The following is a 23,738-nucleotide window of genomic DNA, read 5'->3' on the forward strand; positions in this document are numbered from 1 at the left end:
CGCGCAGCACGAGAATGAACCGGCATACCGTAAGAAATTTCCTACATTTATGTAGATCAGATCTGACCTATGCTTGCCGTGCTCGTGGCGAGAGCCTGACGCTCTCCGTGGCTTGGTGGCTTGGCAGTGCAGAGGAATAGATGTGAAAGCGATGATTGTGGACGATCACCCTGTTATTCGTGTGGGCGTACGTATGCTCTTGCAGGAAGAGAAATTCGATATAGTCGCTGAAACCGGGGATGGGGCTGAGGCGGTGCAGATGGTGCGCGAGCATGCCCCTCAGCTATTGGTGCTGGACATCGCAATGCCAATGTTAGATGGCTTGGAGGTCCTGACGCGTATAGGCACCTATGGACTGACCACCAAGGTATTGATCTTCACGTCGCAGGAGCCAAGCTTTTTTGCTCGTCGGTGCATGCAGGCCGGCGCCGCCGGTTATGTGTGTAAAACTGGCGATTTTGCGGAACTGCGTAGAGCGGTCAGGGCCATCATGAGTGGCTATCCGTTCTTCCCCGAGCTGCCGACAAGTTCTGTGTGTCGGACGGACACCGAGAAATCCGAACGGTTGATGATCGAGAATCTTTCAAACCGGGAGCTCGCTATTTTACAGCAGCTGGCGCGTGGCTTCAGCAATAAGGAAATCGGTGACGCCATGCTGTTGAGCAACAAGACGGTCAGCACCTATAAAACTCGACTTGCCGAAAAGCTCGAAGTACGGTCAGTCGTTTACCTTGCTGATTTCGCCAAACGAAATAACTTAATTTAAATGAAGTATCGAACCGGCCTACTGTGCGTCTTGGCGCTGTGGAACTTGGCATGGCATTCATTTGCCGCAAACGACGCCGTCGAGTCGTTACCGCTGAATGGTCAATCGCACATGGTACCCCTTAGACACTTGGACACCGTTGTCAACAAGGCGTGGTTACAGAAAAATAAAACCATCCGGTTTGGTACCTCCCTGGCGGGAGCTCCGCCTCTAGAGATAAGAACATTAAAGGGTGAGTACGGTGGTATCACGGCCGATTATCTTGAGCTGATCGCCGACGCACTAGGTGTGGAAGTTCGCGTGCAACGATATGTTGATGAAGCGGCGGCTCAGAGGGCCCTACTTAACGGTGAAGTCGACATGTTGGGGCCTGCGGGACGGCAACGAGAGCCTACAGCGTCCTTTATTGAATCGTCTTCTTACTGGGTGGATCCCAATGTGATCGTGACACGACAGAAAACCATCCCGCCCCTCAGCGCTTCACAACGGACGCTTCATTTGTCTTCCGTCGCGTCATCGACTATGCAGGCCGCCCAGCAAAAGGCATACCCCAACGCGAAAATTATAAGTTATCCCAGCCCACTGGAAGCGATTGCGGCTGTCAAATTCGAGTTGGTGGATGGCTTTGTAGGTAGCGCACTGGATGCCGCGCACGTGATCAACACCAATTTTTTTTCTGGTCTGTATTTGAGCCCGATCGAAGGCGTCTCGAGCACAACACACTTCAGGTTTCGTCGAACCGATCCACATCTGCAGCGCGCTGTTAACCTGGTGTTATCGGCTGTCAACCAAGAGAAACAAGCAGGCATCATACAGCGCTGGACCGGTGCTTCGATCACCTATTCCCCGCCCTCTGAGCTGAATTTGACTCCCGCACAGCGGCGCTGGATTACTGAAAGTTCCCCCGTGAAAATTGGTCTACTCACCGACTACCCGCCCATCTCCTTTCACGATCGAAACTATGCCTATCGAGGTATCGCTGCCGATGTGTTCGAATACATAAGCGAGGTCACCGGGTTACATTTTACCATCGTAGAGTGCGCATCGGGAAAAGAGGTCAGAACTAAGCTCGCCAAGGGCGAGGTCGATATCGTACTCAATTTATCCGGTATTCGATCCGATATTGGAATCCTGTACACCCGCGCGTTTCTTTCAACCCCGAGAGTTCTGATTTCACGAGCATCGGATACATCGATCACCCAGATTTCTGATCTGGCTGGGCGTCGCGTTGCTTTTAACACTAATAATCTTGAATTCCTGGATTATCTGAGAAAAAAATACCCGGACGTCATACCGGTAGCCTCCGACGATATCTATACCTCTCTTCAGTTACTCAGAACACAGCAGGTGGATGCCAGTATCGGAAATTTTGCAACGGCCAAGTATGCGCTTGCCAAAGAGCAGAGGAACGATTTTCGCATCGTCAATGTTGTGGATGGCAAATATTCTCACTTCGCGCTGGGGACACGCCCTGAAAGCAAGGTTCTCTATTCCATTCTTGATGCTGCGATTGCATCACTTACTCCGGAACGACTGAGGGCATTGACCAGTCGATGGGGCGGTGATGTGGCTATCGATAGAACCGAGCTGGTCGCTGCGCGCAGTATCTACGTCCGCTGGATAGTGTCGGCTGTTCTTCTTCTCGCGGTCGCCATTGCCTGGATCCTGTACCTTCGGCGACTGATCAACCAGCGCGCCATCGCTGAAAAAGCGCTGCGGTCTCAAATGAAGTTCATGGAGACGCTGATCAATAGTCTCCCGCACTCTATCTATGTCAGGGATCGATCTGCACGTCTGCTTACCTGTAATCAACGTTACCTGGCTGAAACAGGGCAATCATCGAGCGATGTCACGGGTACGCTCCTGACCGACTATTCGTTCATACCGCCGGAGTACGCCAGCGCCTTTCAGAATCGATACCTGCATGTGATGGCGGAAGGCGAACACTATTCGGAGGACATGAAAATGTACCTCCCGGGGGGGCGCTCGATTACCGCGTTCCATTGGATTGTCCCCTACCAGGATGATGATGGCGTGATCAAGGGGGTTATTGGTGGATGGATCGATGTCACAGAGCGTGAAGCGTTACTTTTGAAACTCATCGAAGCCAAGCACGAGGCCGATAGTGCCAGCCAAGCTAAAACGAAATTTGTGGCGACTGTGAGCCATGAGATCAGGACACCGATGAATGCGGTCGTCGGCATGTTGGAACTTGCCATGATCAAAGCCCGGCAAGGAGTGCTTGATCGACTGGCGATCGAGGTCGCCTACGATTCCTCGAAGAGCCTGGTAGGTATCATCGGGAATACATTGGACATCATACGCGTCGAGTCGGGCCATCTGACGCTCGCACCTGAGCGCGTGGTGCTGAAGGATCTGATCATTTCGACCACGCGCGTTTTTGACGGCCTCGCTCGGCAGAAAGGTCTCAGTGTGGAGGTCAAGGTTGATACGTTGGCCGAATGCGAGGTGTTTATAGATCCCTTGCGATTCAAACAGATCCTTTCCAATTTGTTGAGCAATGCGATCAAGTTCACTGCACAGGGCGGTGTCACCGTCGAGGCCAATGCGCATCGGTGGAGCACCAGTCAATTGTCATTGAGCGTCTATGTTCGTGATACCGGCGTAGGTATCGCGGCCGAAGATATACCAAAGCTGTTTACACCTTTTAGCCAGGTCGGTGCTGATAGCGCGTCACTTTCAGCGGGCTCAGGATTGGGGTTGAATATCAGCAAGGCACTGTGTTCGATGATGGGGGGCAGCTTGAATCTTCGAAGTGTTTTTGGACAAGGTACGGAGGTTGAACTTACGCTGAATGTGGAAGCTGCACCTTCCGAAGTACGTAATGCGATCAGCATCCTAGAGATGCCTATGAGTCGCGAACTGAAGATCCTTGTCGTGGATGATCATCCGGCCAATCGCTTGTTGCTCACCCAACAACTCATCTACCTAGGCCATCAGGTAGCCGATGAAGTTGATGGTGTCAGTGGTTTTCGTGCCTGGAGCACGGGCGGTTACGACGTCGTGTTCACAGACTGCAATATGCCCATCCTGAACGGCTACGACCTGGCCAAAAAAATCCGTCACGTGGAGAAAGCATCAAACAGCCCCCCTTGCCTGATCCTAGGGTTTACCGCAAATGCGCAGGCGCGCGAAGTGGAGATGTGCAAGGCAGCAGGAATGGATGACTGTCTGTTCAAACCAGTCAGCCTGGATGACTTGGCAAAACGCCTACAACACCTGGCAACGCCGTTCGATGCACGCGACTCAGAGCACGATTTTCCGCAAGATCAGACAAGCTTTGACATTACCAACCTGACGCAACTCGCCAGTCACGATGCCGGTCTCATGAATAAGTTACTGCATGACATCATCAGCGAGAGCGAGGAAGACTTACGACATATTCTCAGGTTGTTCGCCTTGGACGACCATATCGGCTTATATGACTTGGCCCATCGCGTGAAGGGTGTAGCACGAATCATAATGGCCAAGCGCGTGATCACCGCCTGTGATCAATTGCAAGTTGCTTGTTCAGGACCTGACAATACAGCGTTTGCGAAAGTCGTCGATGAACTGTATCAGTCCGTCGAGACGCTTCTCAGTGATCTGAATGACTTCCTCCAGGCCTCGGCAAATTCGTGAATTCCAGACTACCGACTGTTTGACCCCGTCAGCACCTGTCCACCCTATTTATTTCATTCGGAGAATGGCATGCCCGTTGCGCGGATCATCGTGTTCAATCCTTATCATATCCATCGTTTGTTGTTGGAACGCCTGCTTAACGGACTTGGGCAATTTCAGGTGTTGCCGGTAGGCTCGTTTGACGAGCTTTATTCGGTGGCAGGTAACGATAAAATGCATTTTGACTTACTGATCATGAGCGAGATGGATTTTCAGCAGTCCGACATTCCCACGTGCGGTTTCGGTAACTTATTGCCGGGTGTACGCCATGCCATGATTTACGGCGTTGCAGACTCGATGGTGCAGATAGAGCAGTCGTGTGGCACTGTAGAAAGCGCCTACCTCGCCCGCGTCCCGCAGATCAGTATGGTCGAGCAGTTTCTGAAGGAGCGCTTCTCGGCCTTGGCTACAGTTGATCTGCTCAAGGATGCCGAAGCCCCAACGCTTCATAGCACCGCCGAAGATAAAGATCAGCCACCGCCCAAATTAACGGGGTAGAAGGTCATGCATGTTCTGGCGACACGAGAGCTCTACAGACGCACATCGGCAAATAGTGACTACGCCTCGCACGCAGGCATCTGTGCCAGGCACAAGAAACGTCTTGTCTGGCGCGTGAAAAACTCTCGAAAATCCGTTGCCGCGATAAATGAGTCATGAGTCGGGGGCATCGTGAGATAAGATTGTGTCGAAGCACCGCCCTGCTGTAATCGGACCGTCAACGCGCATAACCCGGTGATGATATGAGTAAAAAAGTCCTGATCGTCGATGATCACCCATTGATTTGCCAAGCCATCCGCCAAGCGCTCGAGCCCATTGGCTTCGAGGCAGTGGGCGAGACCGCCGACGGTGTCGACGCCTTGCGAATGATTGAGTCGCTCAAACCCGACATTGTCATATTGGATATCGGGTTGGAGAAGGTCGATGGCCTGAGCGTGCTCAAACGCATCAGGAGAGAAAAGCTCGATGTCCGGGTACTTGTGTACACCTCCCAGGCCAAAGAAAGCTACGCTGCCCGCTGCCTGCATGCAGGAGCAAGTGGATTCGTGAGCAAGAACGAGGCGACTGGCAAGCTGGTTCAAGCGGTGGAAACAATCGCCGACGGCTACATATTTTTCCCCAAAGCCGCCATGCCATTGCTTGGCAGCACTCCCGCGACAACCCTCGACGATCTCACTGACAGAGAGATGCAGGTGCTCAGGATGCTGGCTGAGGGAATGTCCAATGGCGAGATCGCAGTCCGTCTTAGCGTGAGCAACAAAACGGTCAGTGGCCACAAGGTCAGTATTCAAAGCAAGCTCGGCGTGGCTTCCGTGGTTGAGCTGGCCGAAATCGCCCGCCAACACGCCATTATCTGACTACCTTTCTGTGAAACGACATCTGCGCCGTCTAGACTCTGTTCTGCTGGTACTGCTCTTGGTCCATGCTTCTGGCAACCTGGCGCAGGCTCAGGACCTGCAGCCCGTTGGCCGTCAATCGCTCAATGAACTGAAGGTGCAGCTATCCGCACCTGAGCGACGGTGGCTTGCACAGAAGCGGGTACTGGTCGTGGGGGTTACCGAAGAACCGCTGCCGCCGTATCGCATCTTTACAGAAAATCACCAGTTCGAAGGGCTGATGGCCGACTATCTCGCGACCCTGCAGCGGCGATTGGGCGTTACCATTCGGCTGCGCACCTTTGCCACCCGGGACGCTATGTATGACGCGTTGCGCGACGGGCGCATCGATATGGTCAACAACGTTAGTCGCCTGATGGCCAAAAGTCAGCAGTTCAACCTCAGTGCCCCTTACATACTGACTGAACTGGCGCTGTTTTCCGAAGCGGGTGACTTGCGTGAATACAGCAGCCGTAATGCGAAGACACGCATTGCATTCTCCAACCCCATGGTTCTTGCGCTATTCAAAAGTACCGGAGGTACCGGCCGTTTCCAGCACTACGCCTCCGAGTTCCAGGCAATGGCATCCGTCATGACCGGGGAAAACGATGTGTTTCTCGGCGACACCCTCGCCACGCATTACCTGTCCAGCCAACTGTTCAGCAGCCAGTTGGTGATCAACCAGAGCGCAACGCTGCCCGATATCGAAGTAGGTTTCGGCATCCGACCGGGCGATGATGTATTGAAGGGGATACTGGATCGTGCGCTGGGCGGCTTGACCCGCTGCCAGATCATCAATGCCCAGCACTTCTGGGGTGACATCGAAGACTGCAACCCCACCGATTTCCGTAATCGCCTCACCAGCGCCGAGCGTGCCTGGCTGGAGCGAGCTTCCACGGTAAAACTGGCAGTCAGTGAAGACCTGGCGCCCTACGCTTTCTTCAACAGCCGTGGCCGTTTCAATGGCGTAGCGTCCGATGTGCTCGACATCATTCGGCGCAAGGCCGGGATCCACTTCGAGATCCAACGTGTCAGCTCTATCCGCGAGGCCAATGAATTACTCAGCCAAGGGCGGACGACCCTGAGCATTCTTCCCGAGACACCGCCATCCTCCCTCCCCTACCTGCATACCCGGCCACTGACGTCTGCGCCCTACCTGTTCGTCCAGCGTCAGGATGAAACCCGCGATGCACCCGATCAAAACACTCATGCAGTGGTGGCGGTTGCAGACGGTTACATCGACCGAAGAATGCTCGGAAACCAGTATCCGAACCTGGTGTTCAAACAGACCGAGACCATGGGCGAAGCCTTCAAGCTGGTCCGCGAAGGCGATGCCGACATGGTGTTGGCACCCGCCAATGTGGCGCGGTACTACCTGTCCTACAAATACGAAAACAGCTTGAAGATCGGTGGCGTCTTCGCCGGACCCGGCGTACGCATCGTATTCGCAGCACCGCAGGATCAGGCGGTGTTCATATCAATCCTCGACAAAGCGATGCTGGGCATTTCACCACGCGAGAATCTGCAGATCATTGGTCGCTGGCGAGCCAACTCGGCAACCGACGACAGGTACTGGGAAGGTATCGCCTCATATATCCGGCATTCCTTCGAGGCGCTGGGGTTGATGCTGGTTATCGCGGGCGGACTGATATTCGCGCAACGCCTGCGTATTCGTCGCAAACGCCGGGACCTGCAGCAGCGCCAGCGCTTGCTGGATGAGTTGCAGGACGCCAAGGAGTCTGCAGACCGCGCCAGCCGAGCAAAGACGGTGTTCCTGGCGACCATGAGCCACGAGATCCGTACGCCGCTCAACGCCATCCTCGGCATGCTGGAACTGGTGCTGACCCGCAAGGGCGATGCCGAACTCAACGATCAATCGCTACACATTGCCTACGAATCGGCAACCAGCCTGCTGGCGTTGATCGGCGACATTCTCGACATCTCGCGCATCGAGTCGGGCAAGCTGGTTTTAACCCCTGAGCCCATGTGCATGAAGACATTGCTGGAGTCAGTGGGCAATGTATTTTCCGGGCTCGCTCGGCAGAAGCATCTGCGCCTTTGCATGCACATCGATCCGTTAGCGGCGCAGCAGGTATGGGGCGATGCGCTGAAGATCAAGCAGATCGTGTCCAACCTGTTAAGCAATGCCATCAAGTTTACCGATCACGGCAGTGTCGAACTTACCTGTTCGGTACAAGCCGTCGATCATTTCAAATTGCGCTTCGAGGTCAGTGTTACCGACAGCGGAGTGGGTATTCCTGCCGCGCAGCTGGACTTGGTGTTCAAGCCGTTCTACCTGGTAGAGGGTGTGATCGGTGATGCCAACTCCGGTGCTGGCCTGGGTTTGGCGATCAGCCATTCACTGTGCGAGCTCATGCAAGGCAAGCTGCAAGCGCGAAGCGAAATGGGCAAAGGTACCACGATGCGGTTTTCCCTCGAGCTCGACCGGGTGATCGTCGATACAGCGACGTTGCCGGGTACGAGCGAGATTTCCGTTCGCCAGGCAGATGAGCTGTTCACCGTACTGATTGTCGAGGATCACCTGCCTAGCCAGTACCTGCTGGTTCAGCAGATCAGCTACCTGGGCCATCGCCCGCTCACCGCGAGTAACGGCCTCGAAGGGCTGGCAGTGTGGAGCGAACAGGATATCGACATCGTCATCACCGACTGCAACATGCCGGAAATGGACGGTATCGAATTGACCCGCGCGATTCGTCGGCTGGAGCAAGGTCGGGGGCTGAAGCCCTGCCGCATCATAGGGCTCACCGCGGATGCACAACCGGCTGTGCAGCAGGCCTGTGGCGATGCGGGCATGGATCGGGTACTGGCCAAACCCACCAACCTGGCTGCGCTCAACCAGTTGATTCCCATGTTTGGTGATAGTCAATCACAGGCGAGCGAGCGCCCCTCGTGGAAGAGCGACATCCGCGCCCGGTTGGCCGAACAGGTCACCTTGAGTAACCAGCATGAGGCCGATGCGTTGCGCCAGGCACTGGCAGCGCAAGACTTGCCAGCCACACGGCGCATCGCCCACAAGCTCAAGGGTACTGCCTATCTACTTAATCATCAGGCGCTGCTGGAACATTGCGTAGAGCTGGAGGAACAGGCTGCGCAGGGGCTGGCCGACAATGTTGCGCAAACCGGGCTAGCCTTGCTCGCATGCCTGGATGGCATCAATAGCACCCTCGCGCAACCATGACTGTGAACGCCCCCATGCGCTGATGGCATCGTGAGCGCATTCAAGAACTTTCCCGCCCTCATTGCAGAGCCGTCTCGAAGGGTTGGTTCGCTCATTCGCATACCCTTTTTGCGGATGATATGAACCAGGTTCCAACCCATGTACACCCCACCCAACCTGACAAAACCTGCTCCCGACACGCAGCAGCATACCGCGTCGTCACAGGCAGATCTGTGCGATGCACTCGAGATCCGCAAAGCCCTGCTTCATGGCCAATTCCGCGCTTACGTCCAGCCCCAGTTCGACCTGAGCTGCGGTGCCGTCGGTGCTCTGGAGGTCCTCGCGCGTTGGCAGCACCCTGAGCTAGGGCTGTTGACGCCGGCCACATTCATCCCGGCGATGGCGCACAAGCATCTGCTCGATGACTTGCTGCATGCGTTGCTCGATCAAGGCTTGGCGTGTCAGATCGAACTGTATCGCGATGGCCGTAAATCCCCCGTCGCTTTCAACCTGAGCTTGCCTCAATTGGCCAACGCTTCGTCAGTCGAGCGCTTGATTGCCCGACTGCGCGAACACCCCCTGCCCTTGTCATGGATAACGCTGGAAATCACCGAGGATGGCCCAGCGGTCCTCAGCGACTTTTGCGTGCAGAACGCCATACGTCTTCGCCAACTCGGCGTACGCTTGTCACTCGATGACTACGGAACGGGTCAGTCTTCGTTGTTGCGCCTATGCCAACTGCCGTTCGATGAAATCAAGCTGGCTGGCGAACTCATTCGAGAGCTGCTCAAGTCGCCGCGGCAGCGCAGTATCGTGCGCACTACCGTGAGTCTGGCCAAGGAACTGGGCTTGCGTCTGGTAGTGGAAGGGATAGAAACCGAGGATCAGCGTCGCTGCCTTGCGCAGCTGGGGGTGGGGGTTGGTCAGGGCTATCTGCGTGCGCGGCCCATGTCGGTTGACGCCCTGCGGCGTTGGCTTGCGCTGCACGGCAACGACTTTGCAGCGTGAAGCGTGTTCCGAGCAGGGCGCCAGGCGCCCTGCCTGGCGTCAGTTATGGTTGAGTATGTCGTTCAGCACCGCGTCCGCTCTGCCGGACGTCATCTTTTCGTTGCCTTTGCGGGCATAGTTAGCGTTGAAACCGGCGGCTTGCTTAAATACACCAGTAGCACTTGGCGGAATTATCAGCAACCGCCGGACTGTTCGTTGTCATGGCAAGCATGGCCACGATTATCTGAAATGCATGTTTCAACTCTTTACTCCCTGATCAACCTGCACATTGCAATTGATACTTATCTGGTCGTAGGTCAGCGCTTTGTCCTGAGGGGGCAAGCGGTAAGGCGCCAGGCAAACACCGTCCGCCCACTTCACTTTCAAGTCGCCTTCATTCTTGATGCCAAAGACAAGTGCTCGGGACAGGTTGTCGACGACGGCCAGCAACTTCCCGCCCTCGTCCTCGACCCGGGCACCGAATGGTAGCTTCCTGCCGTTGCTCAGCTTCAGGTCAATCTGTACTCGTCGCCCCGATGAAGCCTCGAAGCGTGCCTTGACCACAGCCCCACGGCGCGGCACGACCCGGGTAGAGGTATCAAGCACATCCACGTCGGTGCCCAAGGTCTGGGTGTCGAGCCCGATGTCGTTGAAACGGTAGGGTTGCACGTAGCTTTCGATGGCGTAGCCGGCACTGTCCGTACGTGCGGAAGAATTGTTGACACTGGCGCCCTTGACTCCTGGCACCTCCACCAGGGCGAAGGTTTCCCCCACAGGCTGTCCGAAGGTCACGCCGCCACTATGGGCCACCACCGAGCCTGTCGCCGACACGTCCAGATGGCGAGTCGTACCCGACATGGCGTAGTTGCCCGAAACTTTGGCCTTCGGCCCATCCCAGCCCAGCCCGACACTGCCGGAATGCTCGCTGCCGGCGGTACCGGCCTGGGCGGCGTAAGAGAGCTTTCCGGCATCGTCGAGATATCCCGAAACCCCGGTTTGCAGGCTGTCGCCCTCATTGTTCGAACGGCTGAAGTTGCTGTACACGCGCTGCGACCGTGTACTTGAGCCAAACGGAATACTGATGGCGAATGCCAACTGATTGTCGGACTCGCGTGAACTGCCAGCCTCTTGAATATGTGACGCGGTAATGCTGTAGCTGACATCACCGACGTTGCCGCTGTACCCCAATTGCAGGCGCCGCGTGCTACCGGCGCGGTTCCAGTAATTAGTCTCGCCAGCACTGACGAATACCGAGCCACGGCCGATATTCTGGTTGATGTTCAGGTCCAGTCGACTTTTGGGGCGACTGCTGACAAAGCGCTCCTGGTTGACGTCGCTCGACTCCTGGATGTGCTCGCTCAGGGTGCGATAGCCCGAGGTCGAGTAGCGGTAGCCCACCATGGTGAACGTGGTATTGGTACTGCTGAGCGTCTTGGAATACAGAAAGCGTGCACTCTGACCGGTTTTCGCATCACCGTGATCGGGGTGCGATTGACTGTTGGTGATGTCCAGTGACATGCCACCGAGACCGGTATTGAGGCCCAGGCCAACGTTGAAGGCGTTGTAGCCATCAGAGTTGAGTATGCCCCCATAGGTGGTCAGGTTGTCGGTGGCGCCATAGACCGCCGTACCCTGCATCAGCTTGGGCGATTTCATGCCTTCACTGTCGTATTTGCCCAGCGACAAGCTGTACTGGAACGTCCCTTCGCGCACCATCACCGGCAGGTAGGAATACGCCTGGGTGTATTTGCGCTCACGGCCATCGGACTCGATGATGGTGACCTCCAGGTCGCCATTGGAGCCGCCGGGGTAGATATCGTGAATCTCGAAGGCGCCCGGCGAGACGGTCGTGGAGTAGATCACGTAACCGTTCTGGCGCACCTCGACGGTAGCATGGGTTTCGGCAATACCACGCACCACCGGCGCATAGCCTGTCTCGTTGTCGGGCAACATGCCAATGTCCGAGCCAAGCTGAAAACCGCGGAAGCGACTGCTGTCGAAGATATCGCCATTGCTGTAGAGCTGGCCGATGGCGAAACGCCCTTTGATCGAAGTGACGTCATGCTCCAGGTAAGTGCGGTTGCTGGAGAATTTGCGTGATGTGCCTGTACTCTGGCTGATCGACGATTGATTGCGCAGGCGCCATTGGCCCAGGTTGAAGCCGCTGCGCAAGCCGAGATAGCCGTAGTCGCTTTGGATACCGCCACCACTGTTGCGGTTGAGGTTCAATTGATAGTTGCTGAACGCAGCGGTGATACCGTCATCCCACAGCGAAGGATCGACGTACCCGCGCGAACGGCGCTTGATATACGCCTGCGGCACACTGATGGACAGCGACAAGTTGGCGACATCCATTTCTACCGCAGCATCTTCCAGGCGCAGCAGATTGACCGGATCGTCCTCGGTAGCCTCTTGCGAGACGATGCCTTCTCGTTGCAGGCGTTCGATATCAATGCCCATCTCACGCAGCAGGCCCACTTTCAGGATCGGGTGTGCATCGGCCTTGGGGGCGTCTTCGTCTGCGGCAAACGAAATATCCTCGCGTCGGTTAAGGCGTTGGTTCAGATAGATATCGACGCTGTAGTCGCCAGGCACCACGCCATTGGACTGCTCAAAGAAACGGAGGTCGACTTTGGCGCCTTTGTCTTTGAGAAACATGGGGTTGAATTGCGCAGCGCTGACGCTGGAAGCCCCCAGCATGCCCGCAGCCGCCAGGCACGAAAGGTAGTGGCCTGATATTTTTCTTGCGTGCGCCTTCCGAGACTTCCTGTTGTGTTTTTTGATATTCATGGAATGAGGTCGAATTCCGTCAAAACGCTACTTCCTGTGCACGAAGCGTCCCAGGGAAATCCCCATGTGAAGTACGCGATGAAATAAAGGCAGGTACGCAGCGGCAGCGTCAGAACTTGATGGAGGCTTTGTGCTCGATCAGTGCGCCGTAGTCATTGATGGACTCCCAGGCGATCGCCGCCTCACCACCGGCTGTTGCAGGCATGTCCTTGATGGCCATTCTCTGGGCATCGTGTGGGCCAACCATGGTTGGCTCGACGGCGTACTCCTTGTTGCCCGCAACAATCGCGATTTTGGCGAAGGACACGTGAAAGGCAGAATCGTTGGTTGCCAGCAAAATAGTTTTGCCGGCTGTCTTCAGAATGTTCCATTTCAGGGTGCTGGCCGCTTCGTCAGCGGTGCCTGGCAAGCCATTGGGGCGATAGAACAACTTCAAGCGCTGGCGAAAGGCAACTTGCAGCGTATTATCCAGTTCGCTGACTTGAGGAATTTCCTGCACGCACACCCAGAGCACCGACTCACGGTCTTCGGGCAACCCTTTGCCTTGATAGAAGATACGCAACATCTGTTGTTTGCGGTGACTCAGTCGGGCCAGGGAAGGTGTGATCGCAAACGGGATATCGCGATCGGCCTGTTCCGGGCCAGCTTCGATCCACGACTGGATCATGATGTCGTCGGTGCCCTCATTACGAACTTGAAGCGAGGCTTCATGATCCGACGCAGGGAAGATCACACGGGTACCACCGACCTGTATGCCGGCGAGAGAAACGCTAGAGGTCATCATCAGCATTAAAAAGAGATAGATTCGAACAAAGTGACCGGTATTCATCAGTGACTCGCAGAAAAGCGAGGGGGGATGCGTCCCCCTCTCTTGGGAACGATTACTCGTAGGTCAGCGTGAACGGCAGGGTGCCGTTCGCTGTGCCGGGCTTGAGCTTGGCGCCGTTACCCACGTACGAAGCACGCAGGCGCATGTTGGCGGAGTACTTGGCCTCTGAGCCTTCACCCTCTACGATCAACGGAGCGGAATACTGCTCGTTGCCGGACATGTTGAGCAGCTTGTTGCTGTCGTCGAACATGCCGATGCCCACACCTTCAGCGGTGCCGGTGATCTTCAGCAGGCTATTGTTGTTCGGATCTACGCCCGAGCCGGACATCGGATCGAAACCGAATTTGATGGTGGTCAGGCCTGCGGCGGTGTTGCCACAGTCCAGGTTGAGGTTGATGGCGGTGCCCGCAGCGATGTTGCCTTCGCCTGCCCCGTTGATGGCGTCCATGCTCACCTTGCCGAGGTTCACGTCGACGATCTGCTTGCCAGGACCGCCACCTACGGTGGAGCCCGCACCGGCCGAAGCGACGCAAGAAGCCGCGACGATTTCCCCGGTAAAGTTGATGGTGCCGTCCGCTGCCATGGCGGTGCTGGAGATAGCGCACGCGGCCGAAGCGAGCATCAGAAACTTAATTGCTTTCATTGGGATAAAACTTCCTTGCAGTGTTGGATCAGGCAGATAGCGCCTTGATTTAGCGCAAGGAAATTGTATGAATCGTGGGGGCGAGAGCTGAACAAGAGGCATCTTGGGCGGGCGGAAGAAGCATCTTGTTTTTGATTTTCGGTTCTCCAGGTGTTCGGCAAACGCTGAATTTGCCGATCGTCCTTCAATCAATCAGGCCCTGTGCAATGCGTCGCAAGTGCTGGACCACGTCCAAGTATCTCTCCGCGCAGGCCATTGGTGGTGGGCAGGGCCAGCGCTATCAGCGCCGCCCAGCCCAAGCCCTGAGCACCGTCATCCAATCCGCACAGGAACGACGCTGCACCGAGCTAAAGGTCCTTATTTGATCTGTACCAGTTGGGCTCGCTGCTCGGGGCTCAAATCATCGACTGTCGATATCTGCAGTGGGTTAGGGGCGGTGCTTACTTTTGCTCCCATGTCTGTAGAGACGCGATCTGGCAGCTTGTACATGGCTCCGGTAATAGGGTCGACAATCAGCATACCGACGACGCCCCCTAACAGAAGGTTCCCCCAGTACCATCCACTGACACTCGAGTCGAGCTCAACCTGCCTGTCAGGGTATCCCTCTTTCTTGAACCGCAGCGTGTAGGTTTCACCGCGGAAGTAGCGTTCACCCGACTGCAGGGTGACAACCGTAGGCGTAACGCCGTTGTAGATGACCTGCCCCGACCTGTTCACAATATCGAAAGATGCCTCCGGCGGAGTACTGGCAATAGTAACCGGATACTTTGAGTCACCAATGATAGAGGCGCAGCCGTTGAGCAAGGCGACAGCAAGCATCGCCGATGCAAATTGAATATTACGTGCCCACATAAAACACTCCCGATTAGGCCACTATGGCCGAGGGGAATCTTCTCTACGGCTGAGCGCTATTTATGTAGGAAATTTCCTACGGCAATTGGCGCAGGGCGCTCATCATGAACGTGTGGGCCGCAAACGGCTAAACGCTGAGCTGTTGAACCCACTTCAACATGCTCTGGGCATCGCTGACCTCGAACTTGCCGGGCGCTTCGACCGCGAGGTGCCTGACCACGCCATCTTCGACCAGCATCGCGTAACGCTGGGAACGATGGCCCATGCCGCGGGCTGTCAGGTCCTGGCTCAAGCCCAGGGCTTTGGCGAATTCGCCATTGCCATCGCCGATCATCTTCACCGCATCGCCCACCTGCAGGCTGTTTCCCCAGGCATTCATGACGAAGGCATCGTTGACGGAAACGCAGAGGATTTCGTCGATACCCGCTGCGAAAAACGCATCGGCCGCAGCGACATAGCCGGGGACGTGACGCTCGGAGCAAGTGGGTGTGAAGGCCCCGGGCAAGGCGAAAATCAACAGTTTGCGTTGCTTGCAGCGCTGGAGGATGGAAAAGGCATTCGGGCCGATCGCACAGGCGCCCTCCCCGTTGCTGTAGCCGTACAGCGTGATGTCAGGCAGTGAATCGCCGGTCTTGATCATGGGTCTCTCCTCGGTGGTGGGGCTGCTGCGCAGAGCGCGGCGGCCTGTTTTAGCAGGTTTGCGGCAAGGATGCAGAGTTACGCGGTTTCTGAAAAAACTTTCATGTGTTCCAGCCCTGAAAAACCGGATCAGCTAGTCGTCTATATGAATCCATCGGGTATATTCCTTCCAAACACGTAACAAGACATTACAAGAAGGGGTTTCCGTTGGATCTTTCTCATGCCACGTGGCTTGCCCACGACACCCGCCTGGTGCTCTGTTGCCTGGCGGCCATTGCCAGCATCATCGTGCTCATCAGCGTCACCAAGCTACCACCCTTCCTATCGATCCTGATCGGCACCTTCGTGGCGGGCCTGGGCGCGGCCCTGCCACCAGAAGAAGTGGCCAAGGCCTTCGGCAAGGGCGCCGGCAGCCTGCTGGGCGAGGCCGGGATCATCATTGCCCTGGGCGCGATGCTGGGCGCGCTGATGGCCGAGTCCGGAGCCGCCGACCGTATTGCCTCTACCCTGTTGCGCCATGCCCGCGGCAAGGCGCTGCCCTGGGTGATGGCGCTGGTGGCGATGGTCATCGGCTTGCCGCTGTTCTTCGAAGTTGGCCTGGTGCTGATGGTGCCGGTGATCTTCGTCATCGCCCGCCAGTCTGGACAGCCGCTGCTCAAGGTGGCGATCCCGGCGCTGGCCGGGATGACCACCCTGCACGCCTTGATGCCTCCCCACCCGGGGCCGCTGATCGCGGTCGGCGCCCTGCATGCAGACTTGGGGATGACCATGCTGCTGGGCCTGTGCATCGCTGTTCCGGCGGTGATCCTCGCCGGCCCGCTGTATGGTATCTGGCTGTCGAAACGCCTGGATGTACAGGAGCCCGCCGAACTGGGTGCGCTGTTCACTGCCAAGGTCGAGATCCGGCGCAAGCCGAGTTTTGCCGTATCGCTGCTGATTATCCTGCTGCCAGTGCTGCTGATGCTGGGCAGCACGCTGGCCAAGATCGCCCTGGCACCGCAAAGCACCCTGGCTCTGACCCTCAAGTTTCTTGGCGAGCCACTGATTGCCCTGGGCCTGGCGGTGATCGCTGCGGTGATCTGCCTGGGCTGGTCGATCGGTATGGCCCGTGACCAGGTCGGCAGCGTGCTGCGCAAGAGCCTGGCGCCGATCGCCGTGCTGTTGTTGACCATCGGCGCCGGTGGTGGGCTGAAACAGACCCTGCTCGAAGCCGGAATCAGCGACACCATCAGCAAGGTGGCCAGCGGCGCGCACCTATCGTACGTGCTGTTGGCCTGGCTGATCGCGGTGGCGCTGCGCCAGGCGACGGGCTCGGCCACCGTTGCGACCACCACCACTGCCGGTATTCTCGCGCCATTGATGGCGGGCCTGGCGACCACCCAGAGTTCGCTGGTGGCACTGGCCATCGGTGCCGGCTCGGTGTTCTTCTGCCATGTCAACGATGCCGGATTCTGGATGGTGCGCGAGTACTTCGGGCTGCAGCTCAAGCAGACGATCTGGGTGTGGTCGGTGCTGCAGACCATCGTCTCGGTGGTCGGGCTGGTCGGCACCCTGCTGCTGTGGCAATGGTTCCAGTAAGCGGCTACTGACAGCGCAGCCACAGTGGCTGCGCAGCCTCCGCTTCTGGACGAGCCTCCATGAATGGGGAAGTCGCCGACGTCGATCTCCACGATGTCGTGCAGGAGCAGCATGCGAATGACCCGGTTGCTGTCCACTGCCCCGCTGGCATGCTCGTTGAGGATCAACGCGTACATGCCCAGGTGCCAGGAGTGTTCGGCGGAATTTTCCTTGCGGCTCTGGTCAAGCAGCGGTGATTGGCGACGCACGCTTTTCAACTGGTCGATTCTGGTAGGGAAGTGGCCAATCGCCCCAGCATTCTTTCATTGAGCATGGCAATCGCGGTGGAGCACATTTGTACTCCAGTCTTGCAACCCCCATTTCCCCGAGCCTGGCCAGGGAGGACATGGCAAAAGTTAAAATATTATTCACATGCGCTAATGATTCTCATTGAAGTAGATTTCCCGGCGACCTCGCCATGAGGTCGACGCTTTCAGCCATCCCGGGAGAATCATGCTAGTCCCCTTCCTAATCATGCTCCGCGAAGGCATCGAAGCCGCGCTGATTGTCGGCATCATTGCCAGCTATCTGCGCCAGACTGGCCGTGGCCAGTGGATGCCGGCCGTGTGGATCGGCGTATTCCTCGCCGCAGCCCTCTCCCTTTTTGTCGGCGCTGGCCTTGAGCTGATGAGCAGCGAGTTCCCGCAGAAACAGCAGGAACTCTTCGAAGCGCTGGTCGGCTTGGTCGCGGTGGTGATCCTCAGCTCCATGGTGCTGTGGATGCGCAAAGTGGCGCGCTCGATCAAGCATGATTTGCATGTCTCGCTCGATGCCGCGCTCGGCGGTTCGAAGCACCAGGCCTGGGCGCTGATCGCCATGGTGTTCTTCGCCGTCGCCCGCGAGGGCCTGGAGACGGTGTTCTTCCTGTTGGCGGTGTTCCAGCAGAGCGAAGGGCCTGCGGCGCCCCTGGGCGCATTGCTTGGGCTGGTGGTGGCGATCCTGGTTGGTGTGGCGCTGTACTCCGGCAGCCTGCGCCTGAACCTGGCGCAGTTCTTCCGCTGGACAGGCCTGTTCATCCTCGTGGTGGCCGCGGGCATCCTCGCCAACTCGGTGCAGGCGCTGCACGAGGCCGGGGTCTGGAATGCGCTGCAGGGGGTTGTCTTCGATATCAGCCACAGCCTGCCGATGGATGGCCCGACCGGATCGGTGCTGGCGGGGATGTTCGGTTACCAGGACACCCCGACAGTGAGCACCCTGGGGGCCTACCTGCTCTATCTGGTCGGTGCGCTGGTGCTGTTCTTTTGGCCGGCGCCGGCCAAGCCTTCTTCCCACGCTGCACAGAAACAAGGGTAAGCATGACCAGTCACGAGACCGGCGCCGCCGGCAAGCCCCCCTCCCCCCGTGTACTGCGCCTGGCGGTTGCCGGCAGTGCCCTGCTGATGGTCGGTGCGGGCCTGGTGTTCTTCTATGCCTCGCACCAGGCCCAGGCCAGACGTGCGGCCAACGCCGGGCACGAAACGCTGATCACCATTCGCGATCACGCGTGCGAACCGAACGACCTGAGCGTCCCGGCCGGGCCCAACAGTTTCCGCATCGTCAACCAGTCCCAGCGCGCCGTGGAGTGGGAGATCCTCGATGGCGTGCTGGTGATCGAAGAACGCGAGAACATCGCGCCGGGCTTGTCACAGGTGATCAACGCCACGTTGCAGCCGGGTCGCTACGCGATCACCTGCGGCCTGCTCAGCAACCCGCGTGGCAGTTTGACCGTCACCCCGACCGCCGCCTCCGAAGCGGCCGCCAAGGCGCGCCCCGCACTGACCGCCTTTATCGGGCCGCTGTCCGAATACCGTGTCTACCTGGCCAGCCAGAGCAGCGCCCTGGTGCGGGCAGGCCAGGCGCTCAAGGACGCGATTCAGGCCGGCGACCTGCAGCAGGCGCAAGCCGCCTATGGCGCCGCGCGGGTGATCTACCAGCGCATCGCCCCCGCCAGCCAGCGGCTGGCTGAGCTGGACAACCGGATCAATGCCCGCGCCGATTACTTCGAGCAGCGTGAGCAGGATCCGGCGTTTGCGGGCCTGCATCGCATCGAGTACAGCCTGTTCCAACAGCGCACCACCGAAGGGCTGACACCGGTGGCCGACGCGCTGCTGGCCGACCTGGGCGAGTTCAAGACGCAACTGCTGGCCCAGTCCATTGCGCCGCAGCAATTCACCGAGGCGGTCGTGCGCAGCCTGCGCAACCTTGCACAGATCCGCAGCAGCGGCGAAGAGGAACGCTACAGCCACCTCGACCTGCAGGGCTTTGCCGCCAACCTTGAAGGTGTGCGCAAAGTGATCGATCTGCTGCGCCCCTTGTTGGCCAGGACCGGCTCCCAGCCGTTGGCGGCAGTCGATAGCGCCATGACTCAGTTCGAGCAGCACCTGCAGGCCCTGCGCGGCGCCGAAGGCTACATGCCCTACGACCAGGTGCCGCAGGCGCAGAAACAGCAGATCGCAGCCGATGCCGATGCACTGGCCAATGCGATTGCGGCCATCGATCAGGCCCTTGGCCTGGCCGACCAGTAAAGACAAGCGAGCCGCAGATGACAGACCGCGATACCCGTAACGCCCCGCAATCCCAAGAGCGCCGCCGCCTGCTGGCTGGCCTTGGTGTCGCGGGCGTCGCCATGGCCACCGGCAACGCGCTGGCCGCCCCCTCACCGGCCAAGGTCACCGAAGCCCCGCACAGCGACCGCACGCAAGAGCGCAACGCCTGGATCGGCGAACATCAACCGGGGGTGGTGACGCCGCGTCCTACCGCCGGGATGTTCGTCTCCTTCGATGTGCTGGCGCAGGACCAGCAGGATCTCGAGCGCCTGTTCCGCACGCTGGACCAGCGCATTCGCTTCCTGATGACCGGCGGCCCAGTCCCCCAGGTCGACCCGAAGCTGCCACCAATGGACTCGGGCATCCTCGGCCCGGTAGTCACGCCAGACAACCTGACCATCACGGTGTCGGTCGGCGAGTCACTGTTCGACGAGCGATTTGGCCTCAGCAGTGCCAAGCCCAAGCGCCTGAGCCGCATGCTCGGCTTCCCCAACGATGCGCTGGAAGCCGAGCGCTGCCATGGCGACCTGGGGTTGCAGTTCTGCTCCAACGCGCCGGACACCAACATCCACGCCCTGCGCGACATCATCAAGAACCTGCCTGACCTGCTCTACGTACGCTGGAAACAGGAAGGCTCGGTGCCGCCGCAGGCACCGCGCAAGGCTGCAGAGCCCGAGCAAAGTGCGCGTAACTTCCTGGGCTTTCGTGACGGCTCGGCCAACCCCGACTCCAGCGACGCGGCGCTGATGAACCAGCTGGTCTGGGTACAGCGTGGCGATGAGCCCGCCTGGGCGATCGATGGCACCTACCAGGTGGTGCGGATCATCCGCAATCTGGTCGAGCGCTGGGACCGCACGCCGTTGCAGGAGCAGGAGTCGATCTTCGGTCGCAAGAAGGCCAGCGGCGCGCCCATGGACGGCCAGCGCGAAACCGATGTACCCAACTACGCCAAGGACCCGGAAGGCAAGCTGACCCGCCTGGACGCCCATATCCGCCTGGCCAATCCGCGCACCGCGGCCAGCCAGCACAACCTGATCCTGCGCCGGCCCTTCAACTACTCCAGTGGTGTGAACAAGAACGGGCAACTGGATATGGGGCTGCTGTTCATCTGCTACCAGGCCGACCTGGAGAAGGGCTTCATCACCGTCCAGAACCGCCTCAACGGCGAGCCGCTGGAGGAATACATCAAGCCGGTTGGAGGGGGGTATTTCTTCGCCCTCCCCGGCGTGAAGAACGATCACGATTTCATCGGTCGTTCGCTGCTCGACGCTGCCAAACCCATAAAAACCGCATGACACGACACTGAAACGGATCAGGACACCTCCATGAACAAGACCCGCCTCGCCCTGTTGCTCACGCTTGCCCCGCTGTTGGCCAATGCTGCGGTTGACCCGCTGACCCTGGTGCAGCCGGTGTCGGACTACAAGATCTATGTCACCGAGAAGGTCGATCAGCTGGTGAGCGACACCGAGCAGTTCACCAATGCGGTGAAGAAGGGAGACCTGGCCAAGGCCAAGTCACTGTATGCCACGACCCGGGTCAACTATGAAGCCGTCGAGCCGATTGCCGAGCTGTTCAGCGACCTGGACGCGGCCATCGACTCGCGGGTGGACGATCACGAAAAAGGTGTCGAGGCCGATGACTTCACCGGCTTCCATCGCCTGGAGTACGCGCTGTTCGACAAGAACACCACCGACGGCCAAGGCCCGATTGCCGACAAGCTGATCGCCGACGTGAAAGACCTGCAGGGCCGTATTGCCACCCTGACCTTCCCGCCAGAAAAAGTCGTCGGCGGTGCGGCAGCATTGCTCGAAGAAGTGGCCGCGACCAAGGTTTCGGGTGAGGAGGATCGCTACAGCCACACCGACCTGTACGACTTCCAGGGCAACATCGACGGCGCACAGAAGATCTTCGAGCTGTTCCGCACCCACCTGGAGTCCCAGGACAAGGCGTTCGTCGCCAAGGTCGACAAGAACTTCGCCACCGTCAACACGCTGCTGGCCAAGTACAAGACCAAGGATGGCGGGTTCCAGTCCTACGACAAGGTGGCCGAGCGTGATCGCAAGGCCATGGTCGGGCCGGTCAATACCTTGGCCGAAGACTTGTCGACCTTGCGCGGGAAGTTGGGTTTGAACTGATCTTCAATAACGCTGTTGTTCTTTTCGCGGGCACGCCCGCGAACGGAACAACCCCTCGCGTCGACCATAACTACCGCGCGAATGAAATATATTTAAAACTCCCCACTGCCTGCCCCTTTTCTAAACTTTGTTTCATCGAAAACCCTGCCAATCTCCCCTTCTATTCATCGTCCCCCAGGCATAAAGCGTGGAGAATGGCGCGCCGCTCGCCATGCCCGCTACCGGACCTGCGCCGCAACGAGTGGCGGCCGGCCCTGCGTTGCATGGCTGCGCCACTTTCAGCTTTGAACGGATAGGCAGTGCGCTAAACAGAGATTGTCTATCTGGGCAAGTTCTCAAGGCGAATCAGTCAGTCCCAACGAATGCCTCGAACCTACTGATGACTTTAAGTTCATTTCAACGTTTCGATGTCGCCACTTAACATTGAACTGCGGATGACTTACCCGTCTTGAGGAAATGTATGAACACGCACGCACCGATCACCTTTACCGCTACCCCCGAACGCATCCTGATTACCGGCGCCACGGGTTTCCTCGGCGGGTCGGTCGTCGCCCAGCTGATTGCCAATGGCCAAGGCCCGCAACTGGTATTCCTGGTCCGCGCCGAAAACGCCGGGCAAGGGCTTGAGCGCCTGCGCGACAACCTGCAGCAGCATGGCGTCAGCCATGCCGAATGCCTGGAGCTGAACGCCGGGCAGATCATTTGCGGCGACTTCCTCGACACCTCCTGGCTGGAGCGCGAAACGCCGCGCCTGCTGGAGGTCGATCGGGTCATCAACTGTGCTGCCGTGGCGTCGTTCTCGAAGAACCCGGCCATCTGGCCGGTCAACGTCGAGGGCACCTTCGCCTTTGCCGAGGTGATGAGCCGCTCCAAGCGCCTCAAGCGCTTCCTCCACGTGGGCACCGCCATGTGCTGCGGCCCTGAGCGTGAATCGCCGATCAGTGAATCCTGGGAGTTTCCGGACGCTGAACAGCAACTGGTGGACTACACCGCCTCCAAGGCTGAAATCGAGCGACGCATGCGCGAGGAACTGCCGGCCCTGCCGCTGGTGGTGGCGCGCCCCTCGATCGTGGTCGGTCACCGCAGCCTGGGTTGCCAGGCCTCTGGCAGCATTTTCTGGGTGTTCCGCATGGGCTTCGCCCTGGAAAGCTTCACCTGTGGCCTCGACGAACAGATCGACGTGATTCCGGTGGACTACTGCGCCGAGGCGCTGATCGGCCTGACCCTCAAGCCGCGCCTGAGCCACGACCTCTACCACATCTCCGCCGGGCATGATTCGGCCTGTACTTTCGGCGAGATCGACCAGGCATTCGCCCTGGCCAACGGCGCCGCGCCGGTGGGCGAGCGCTACCGCAAGATCGATGTCGACAACCTCAAGGAACTGGCCGCCAGCTTCGAGTCGCGCATCGGCCCGGCCAACCCACGCCTGGTCCTGCGAGCCCTGCGCCTGTACAGCGGTTTTGCCGACCTGAACTACCTGTTCGACAACCGCCGCCTGCTCGATGAGGGCATTGCCGTGCCGCCGCGCTTCACCGACTACCTGGATGTGTGCGTGCGCTCCTCCAGCGGTGTGAGCATTGCCACCCAGATGCAGTGGGATTTCAAGTAAGCAGGCGCTTCGCGGGTGAGCCCTTCGCGGGCAAGCCCGCTCCCACGATTGAGCGGGAAAGCCAGTCGCTGCCCGCAAAACCTGAGCGGTGCAGTTCTGTAGGAGCGGGCT

The 23,738-nt window shown here is 58.4% G+C and carries 17 protein-coding genes and 1 pseudogene; 12 read left to right on the top strand and 6 right to left on the bottom strand.

The annotated features are described in order from the left end of the window. The first annotated feature begins 151 nt into the window (after positions 1 to 151). From HU748_RS04295 to HU748_RS04320, 6 genes are all read left to right on the top strand, one after another. Positions 152 to 766, top strand: a complete 615-nt coding sequence (locus HU748_RS04295) for a response regulator transcription factor (RefSeq protein WP_189657556.1) — start codon at positions 152 to 154, stop codon at positions 764 to 766. Beyond that, on the top strand, positions 767 to 4,408 hold the full coding sequence (locus tag HU748_RS04300) for a transporter substrate-binding domain-containing protein (RefSeq protein ID WP_186719357.1): 3,642 nt from the start codon (positions 767 to 769) through the stop codon (positions 4,406 to 4,408). A gap of 69 nt (positions 4,409 to 4,477) precedes the next feature. Then, complete coding sequence (locus HU748_RS04305) at positions 4,478 to 4,945, top strand: hypothetical protein (protein WP_186664693.1); 468 nt, start codon at positions 4,478 to 4,480, stop codon at positions 4,943 to 4,945. 242 nt (positions 4,946 to 5,187) lie between these two features. Further along, entirely contained in the window at positions 5,188 to 5,802 is a 615-nt protein-coding gene (locus tag HU748_RS04310; protein WP_186664691.1) for a response regulator transcription factor, read from the top strand. Then, complete coding sequence (locus HU748_RS04315) at positions 5,762 to 9,019, top strand: transporter substrate-binding domain-containing protein (RefSeq protein WP_202885223.1); 3,258 nt, start codon at positions 5,762 to 5,764, stop codon at positions 9,017 to 9,019. The genes HU748_RS04310 and HU748_RS04315 overlap by 41 nt, the downstream gene beginning before the upstream one ends. A 138-nt stretch (positions 9,020 to 9,157) precedes the next feature. Continuing rightward, positions 9,158 to 10,006, top strand: coding sequence for an EAL domain-containing protein (locus tag HU748_RS04320; RefSeq protein ID WP_186719358.1), 849 nt, complete (start codon positions 9,158 to 9,160; stop codon positions 10,004 to 10,006). Positions 10,007 to 10,243: 237 nt separating this feature from the next. Here the strand turns inward: HU748_RS04320 and HU748_RS04325 are convergent, their stop codons facing one another. The 5 genes from HU748_RS04325 to HU748_RS04345 all read right to left on the bottom strand — a co-directional run bounded on the left by HU748_RS04325 (position 10,244) and on the right by HU748_RS04345 (position 15,739). Further along, positions 10,244 to 12,685, bottom strand: coding sequence for a fimbria/pilus outer membrane usher protein (locus tag HU748_RS04325; RefSeq protein WP_186719359.1), 2,442 nt, complete (start codon positions 12,683 to 12,685; stop codon positions 10,244 to 10,246). A 199-nt stretch (positions 12,686 to 12,884) separates the two neighbouring features. After that, positions 12,885 to 13,604, bottom strand: coding sequence for a molecular chaperone (locus HU748_RS04330; protein ID WP_186664683.1), 720 nt, complete (start codon positions 13,602 to 13,604; stop codon positions 12,885 to 12,887). Positions 13,605 to 13,656: 52 nt separating this feature from the next. Next, complete coding sequence (locus tag HU748_RS04335; protein ID WP_186664681.1) at positions 13,657 to 14,247, bottom strand: fimbrial protein; 591 nt, start codon at positions 14,245 to 14,247, stop codon at positions 13,657 to 13,659. A gap of 357 nt (positions 14,248 to 14,604) precedes the next feature. Next, positions 14,605 to 15,099 carry a hypothetical protein gene (locus HU748_RS04340; protein ID WP_186664679.1) on the bottom strand — a complete coding sequence of 165 codons (495 nt, stop codon included), beginning with the start codon at positions 15,097 to 15,099 and terminating at the stop codon, positions 14,605 to 14,607. A 127-nt stretch (positions 15,100 to 15,226) separates the two neighbouring features. After that, positions 15,227 to 15,739: a peroxiredoxin gene (locus HU748_RS04345; RefSeq protein WP_186719360.1), complete on the bottom strand. Its 513-nt coding sequence runs from the start codon at positions 15,737 to 15,739 to the stop codon at positions 15,227 to 15,229. Between the two features lie 206 nt (positions 15,740 to 15,945). Here HU748_RS04345 and HU748_RS04350 point away from each other — a divergent pair, with 206 nt between their 5' ends. Further along, complete coding sequence (locus HU748_RS04350) at positions 15,946 to 17,316, top strand: gluconate:H+ symporter (protein WP_186719361.1); 1,371 nt, start codon at positions 15,946 to 15,948, stop codon at positions 17,314 to 17,316. Between the two features lie 116 nt (positions 17,317 to 17,432). Here HU748_RS04350 and HU748_RS04355 read toward each other — a convergent pair. Further along, a pseudogene (locus tag HU748_RS04355) lies at positions 17,433 to 17,564 on the bottom strand (HD domain-containing protein); the annotation flags it as partial. Between the two features lie 244 nt (positions 17,565 to 17,808). On the opposite strand from HU748_RS04355, the gene efeU reads away from it, so the two are divergent. From efeU to cprA, 5 genes are all read left to right on the top strand, one after another. Next, a complete protein-coding gene (gene efeU / locus HU748_RS04360) occupies positions 17,809 to 18,648 on the top strand; it encodes an iron uptake transporter permease EfeU (protein WP_186719362.1) in 840 nt (279 codons plus the stop codon). 2 nt (positions 18,649 to 18,650) lie between these two features. After that, a complete protein-coding gene (gene efeO / locus HU748_RS04365; RefSeq protein WP_186719364.1) occupies positions 18,651 to 19,859 on the top strand; it encodes an iron uptake system protein EfeO in 1,209 nt (402 codons plus the stop codon). Positions 19,860 to 19,876: 17 nt separating this feature from the next. Then, on the top strand, positions 19,877 to 21,175 hold the full coding sequence (efeB, locus tag HU748_RS04370) for an iron uptake transporter deferrochelatase/peroxidase subunit (RefSeq protein ID WP_186719366.1): 1,299 nt from the start codon (positions 19,877 to 19,879) through the stop codon (positions 21,173 to 21,175). Positions 21,176 to 21,205: 30 nt separating this feature from the next. Beyond that, the gene (gene efeO, locus HU748_RS04375) at positions 21,206 to 22,018 is read left to right on the top strand and encodes an iron uptake system protein EfeO (protein ID WP_186719368.1); all 813 of its coding nucleotides are present in this window, start codon (positions 21,206 to 21,208) and stop codon (positions 22,016 to 22,018) included. A gap of 460 nt (positions 22,019 to 22,478) precedes the next feature. Then, a complete protein-coding gene (gene cprA / locus HU748_RS04380; protein WP_186719370.1) occupies positions 22,479 to 23,627 on the top strand; it encodes a cationic peptide resistance protein CprA in 1,149 nt (382 codons plus the stop codon). Positions 23,628 to 23,738 lie beyond the last annotated feature (111 nt).

Origin of the sequence: Pseudomonas sp. RW3S2 (genome assembly GCF_014268955.1) — a bacterium.
Lineage (GTDB): Bacteria > Pseudomonadota > Gammaproteobacteria > Pseudomonadales > Pseudomonadaceae > Aquipseudomonas > Aquipseudomonas wayambapalatensis.

Coding starts and splice junctions, on each gene's coding strand:
- HU748_RS04305 (WP_186664693.1), top strand. CDS start 4,478: ATGCCCGTTGCGCGGATCATCGTGTTCAATCCTTATCATATCCATCGT.
- cprA (WP_186719370.1), top strand. CDS start 22,479: ATGAACACGCACGCACCGATCACCTTTACCGCTACCCCCGAACGCATC.
- HU748_RS04325 (WP_186719359.1), bottom strand. CDS start 12,685: ATGCTGGGGGCTTCCAGCGTCAGCGCTGCGCAATTCAACCCCATGTTT.
- efeO (WP_186719368.1), top strand. CDS start 21,206: ATGAACAAGACCCGCCTCGCCCTGTTGCTCACGCTTGCCCCGCTGTTG.
- efeU (WP_186719362.1), top strand. CDS start 17,809: ATGCTAGTCCCCTTCCTAATCATGCTCCGCGAAGGCATCGAAGCCGCG.
- efeB (WP_186719366.1), top strand. CDS start 19,877: ATGACAGACCGCGATACCCGTAACGCCCCGCAATCCCAAGAGCGCCGC.
- HU748_RS04320 (WP_186719358.1), top strand. CDS start 9,158: ATGTACACCCCACCCAACCTGACAAAACCTGCTCCCGACACGCAGCAG.
- efeO (WP_186719364.1), top strand. CDS start 18,651: ATGACCAGTCACGAGACCGGCGCCGCCGGCAAGCCCCCCTCCCCCCGT.
- HU748_RS04335 (WP_186664681.1), bottom strand. CDS start 14,247: ATGAAAGCAATTAAGTTTCTGATGCTCGCTTCGGCCGCGTGCGCTATC.
- HU748_RS04340 (WP_186664679.1), bottom strand. CDS start 15,099: ATGTGGGCACGTAATATTCAATTTGCATCGGCGATGCTTGCTGTCGCC.
- HU748_RS04300 (WP_186719357.1), top strand. CDS start 767: ATGAAGTATCGAACCGGCCTACTGTGCGTCTTGGCGCTGTGGAACTTG.
- HU748_RS04310 (WP_186664691.1), top strand. CDS start 5,188: ATGAGTAAAAAAGTCCTGATCGTCGATGATCACCCATTGATTTGCCAA.
- HU748_RS04295 (WP_189657556.1), top strand. CDS start 152: ATGATTGTGGACGATCACCCTGTTATTCGTGTGGGCGTACGTATGCTC.
- HU748_RS04330 (WP_186664683.1), bottom strand. CDS start 13,604: ATGAATACCGGTCACTTTGTTCGAATCTATCTCTTTTTAATGCTGATG.
- HU748_RS04345 (WP_186719360.1), bottom strand. CDS start 15,739: ATGATCAAGACCGGCGATTCACTGCCTGACATCACGCTGTACGGCTAC.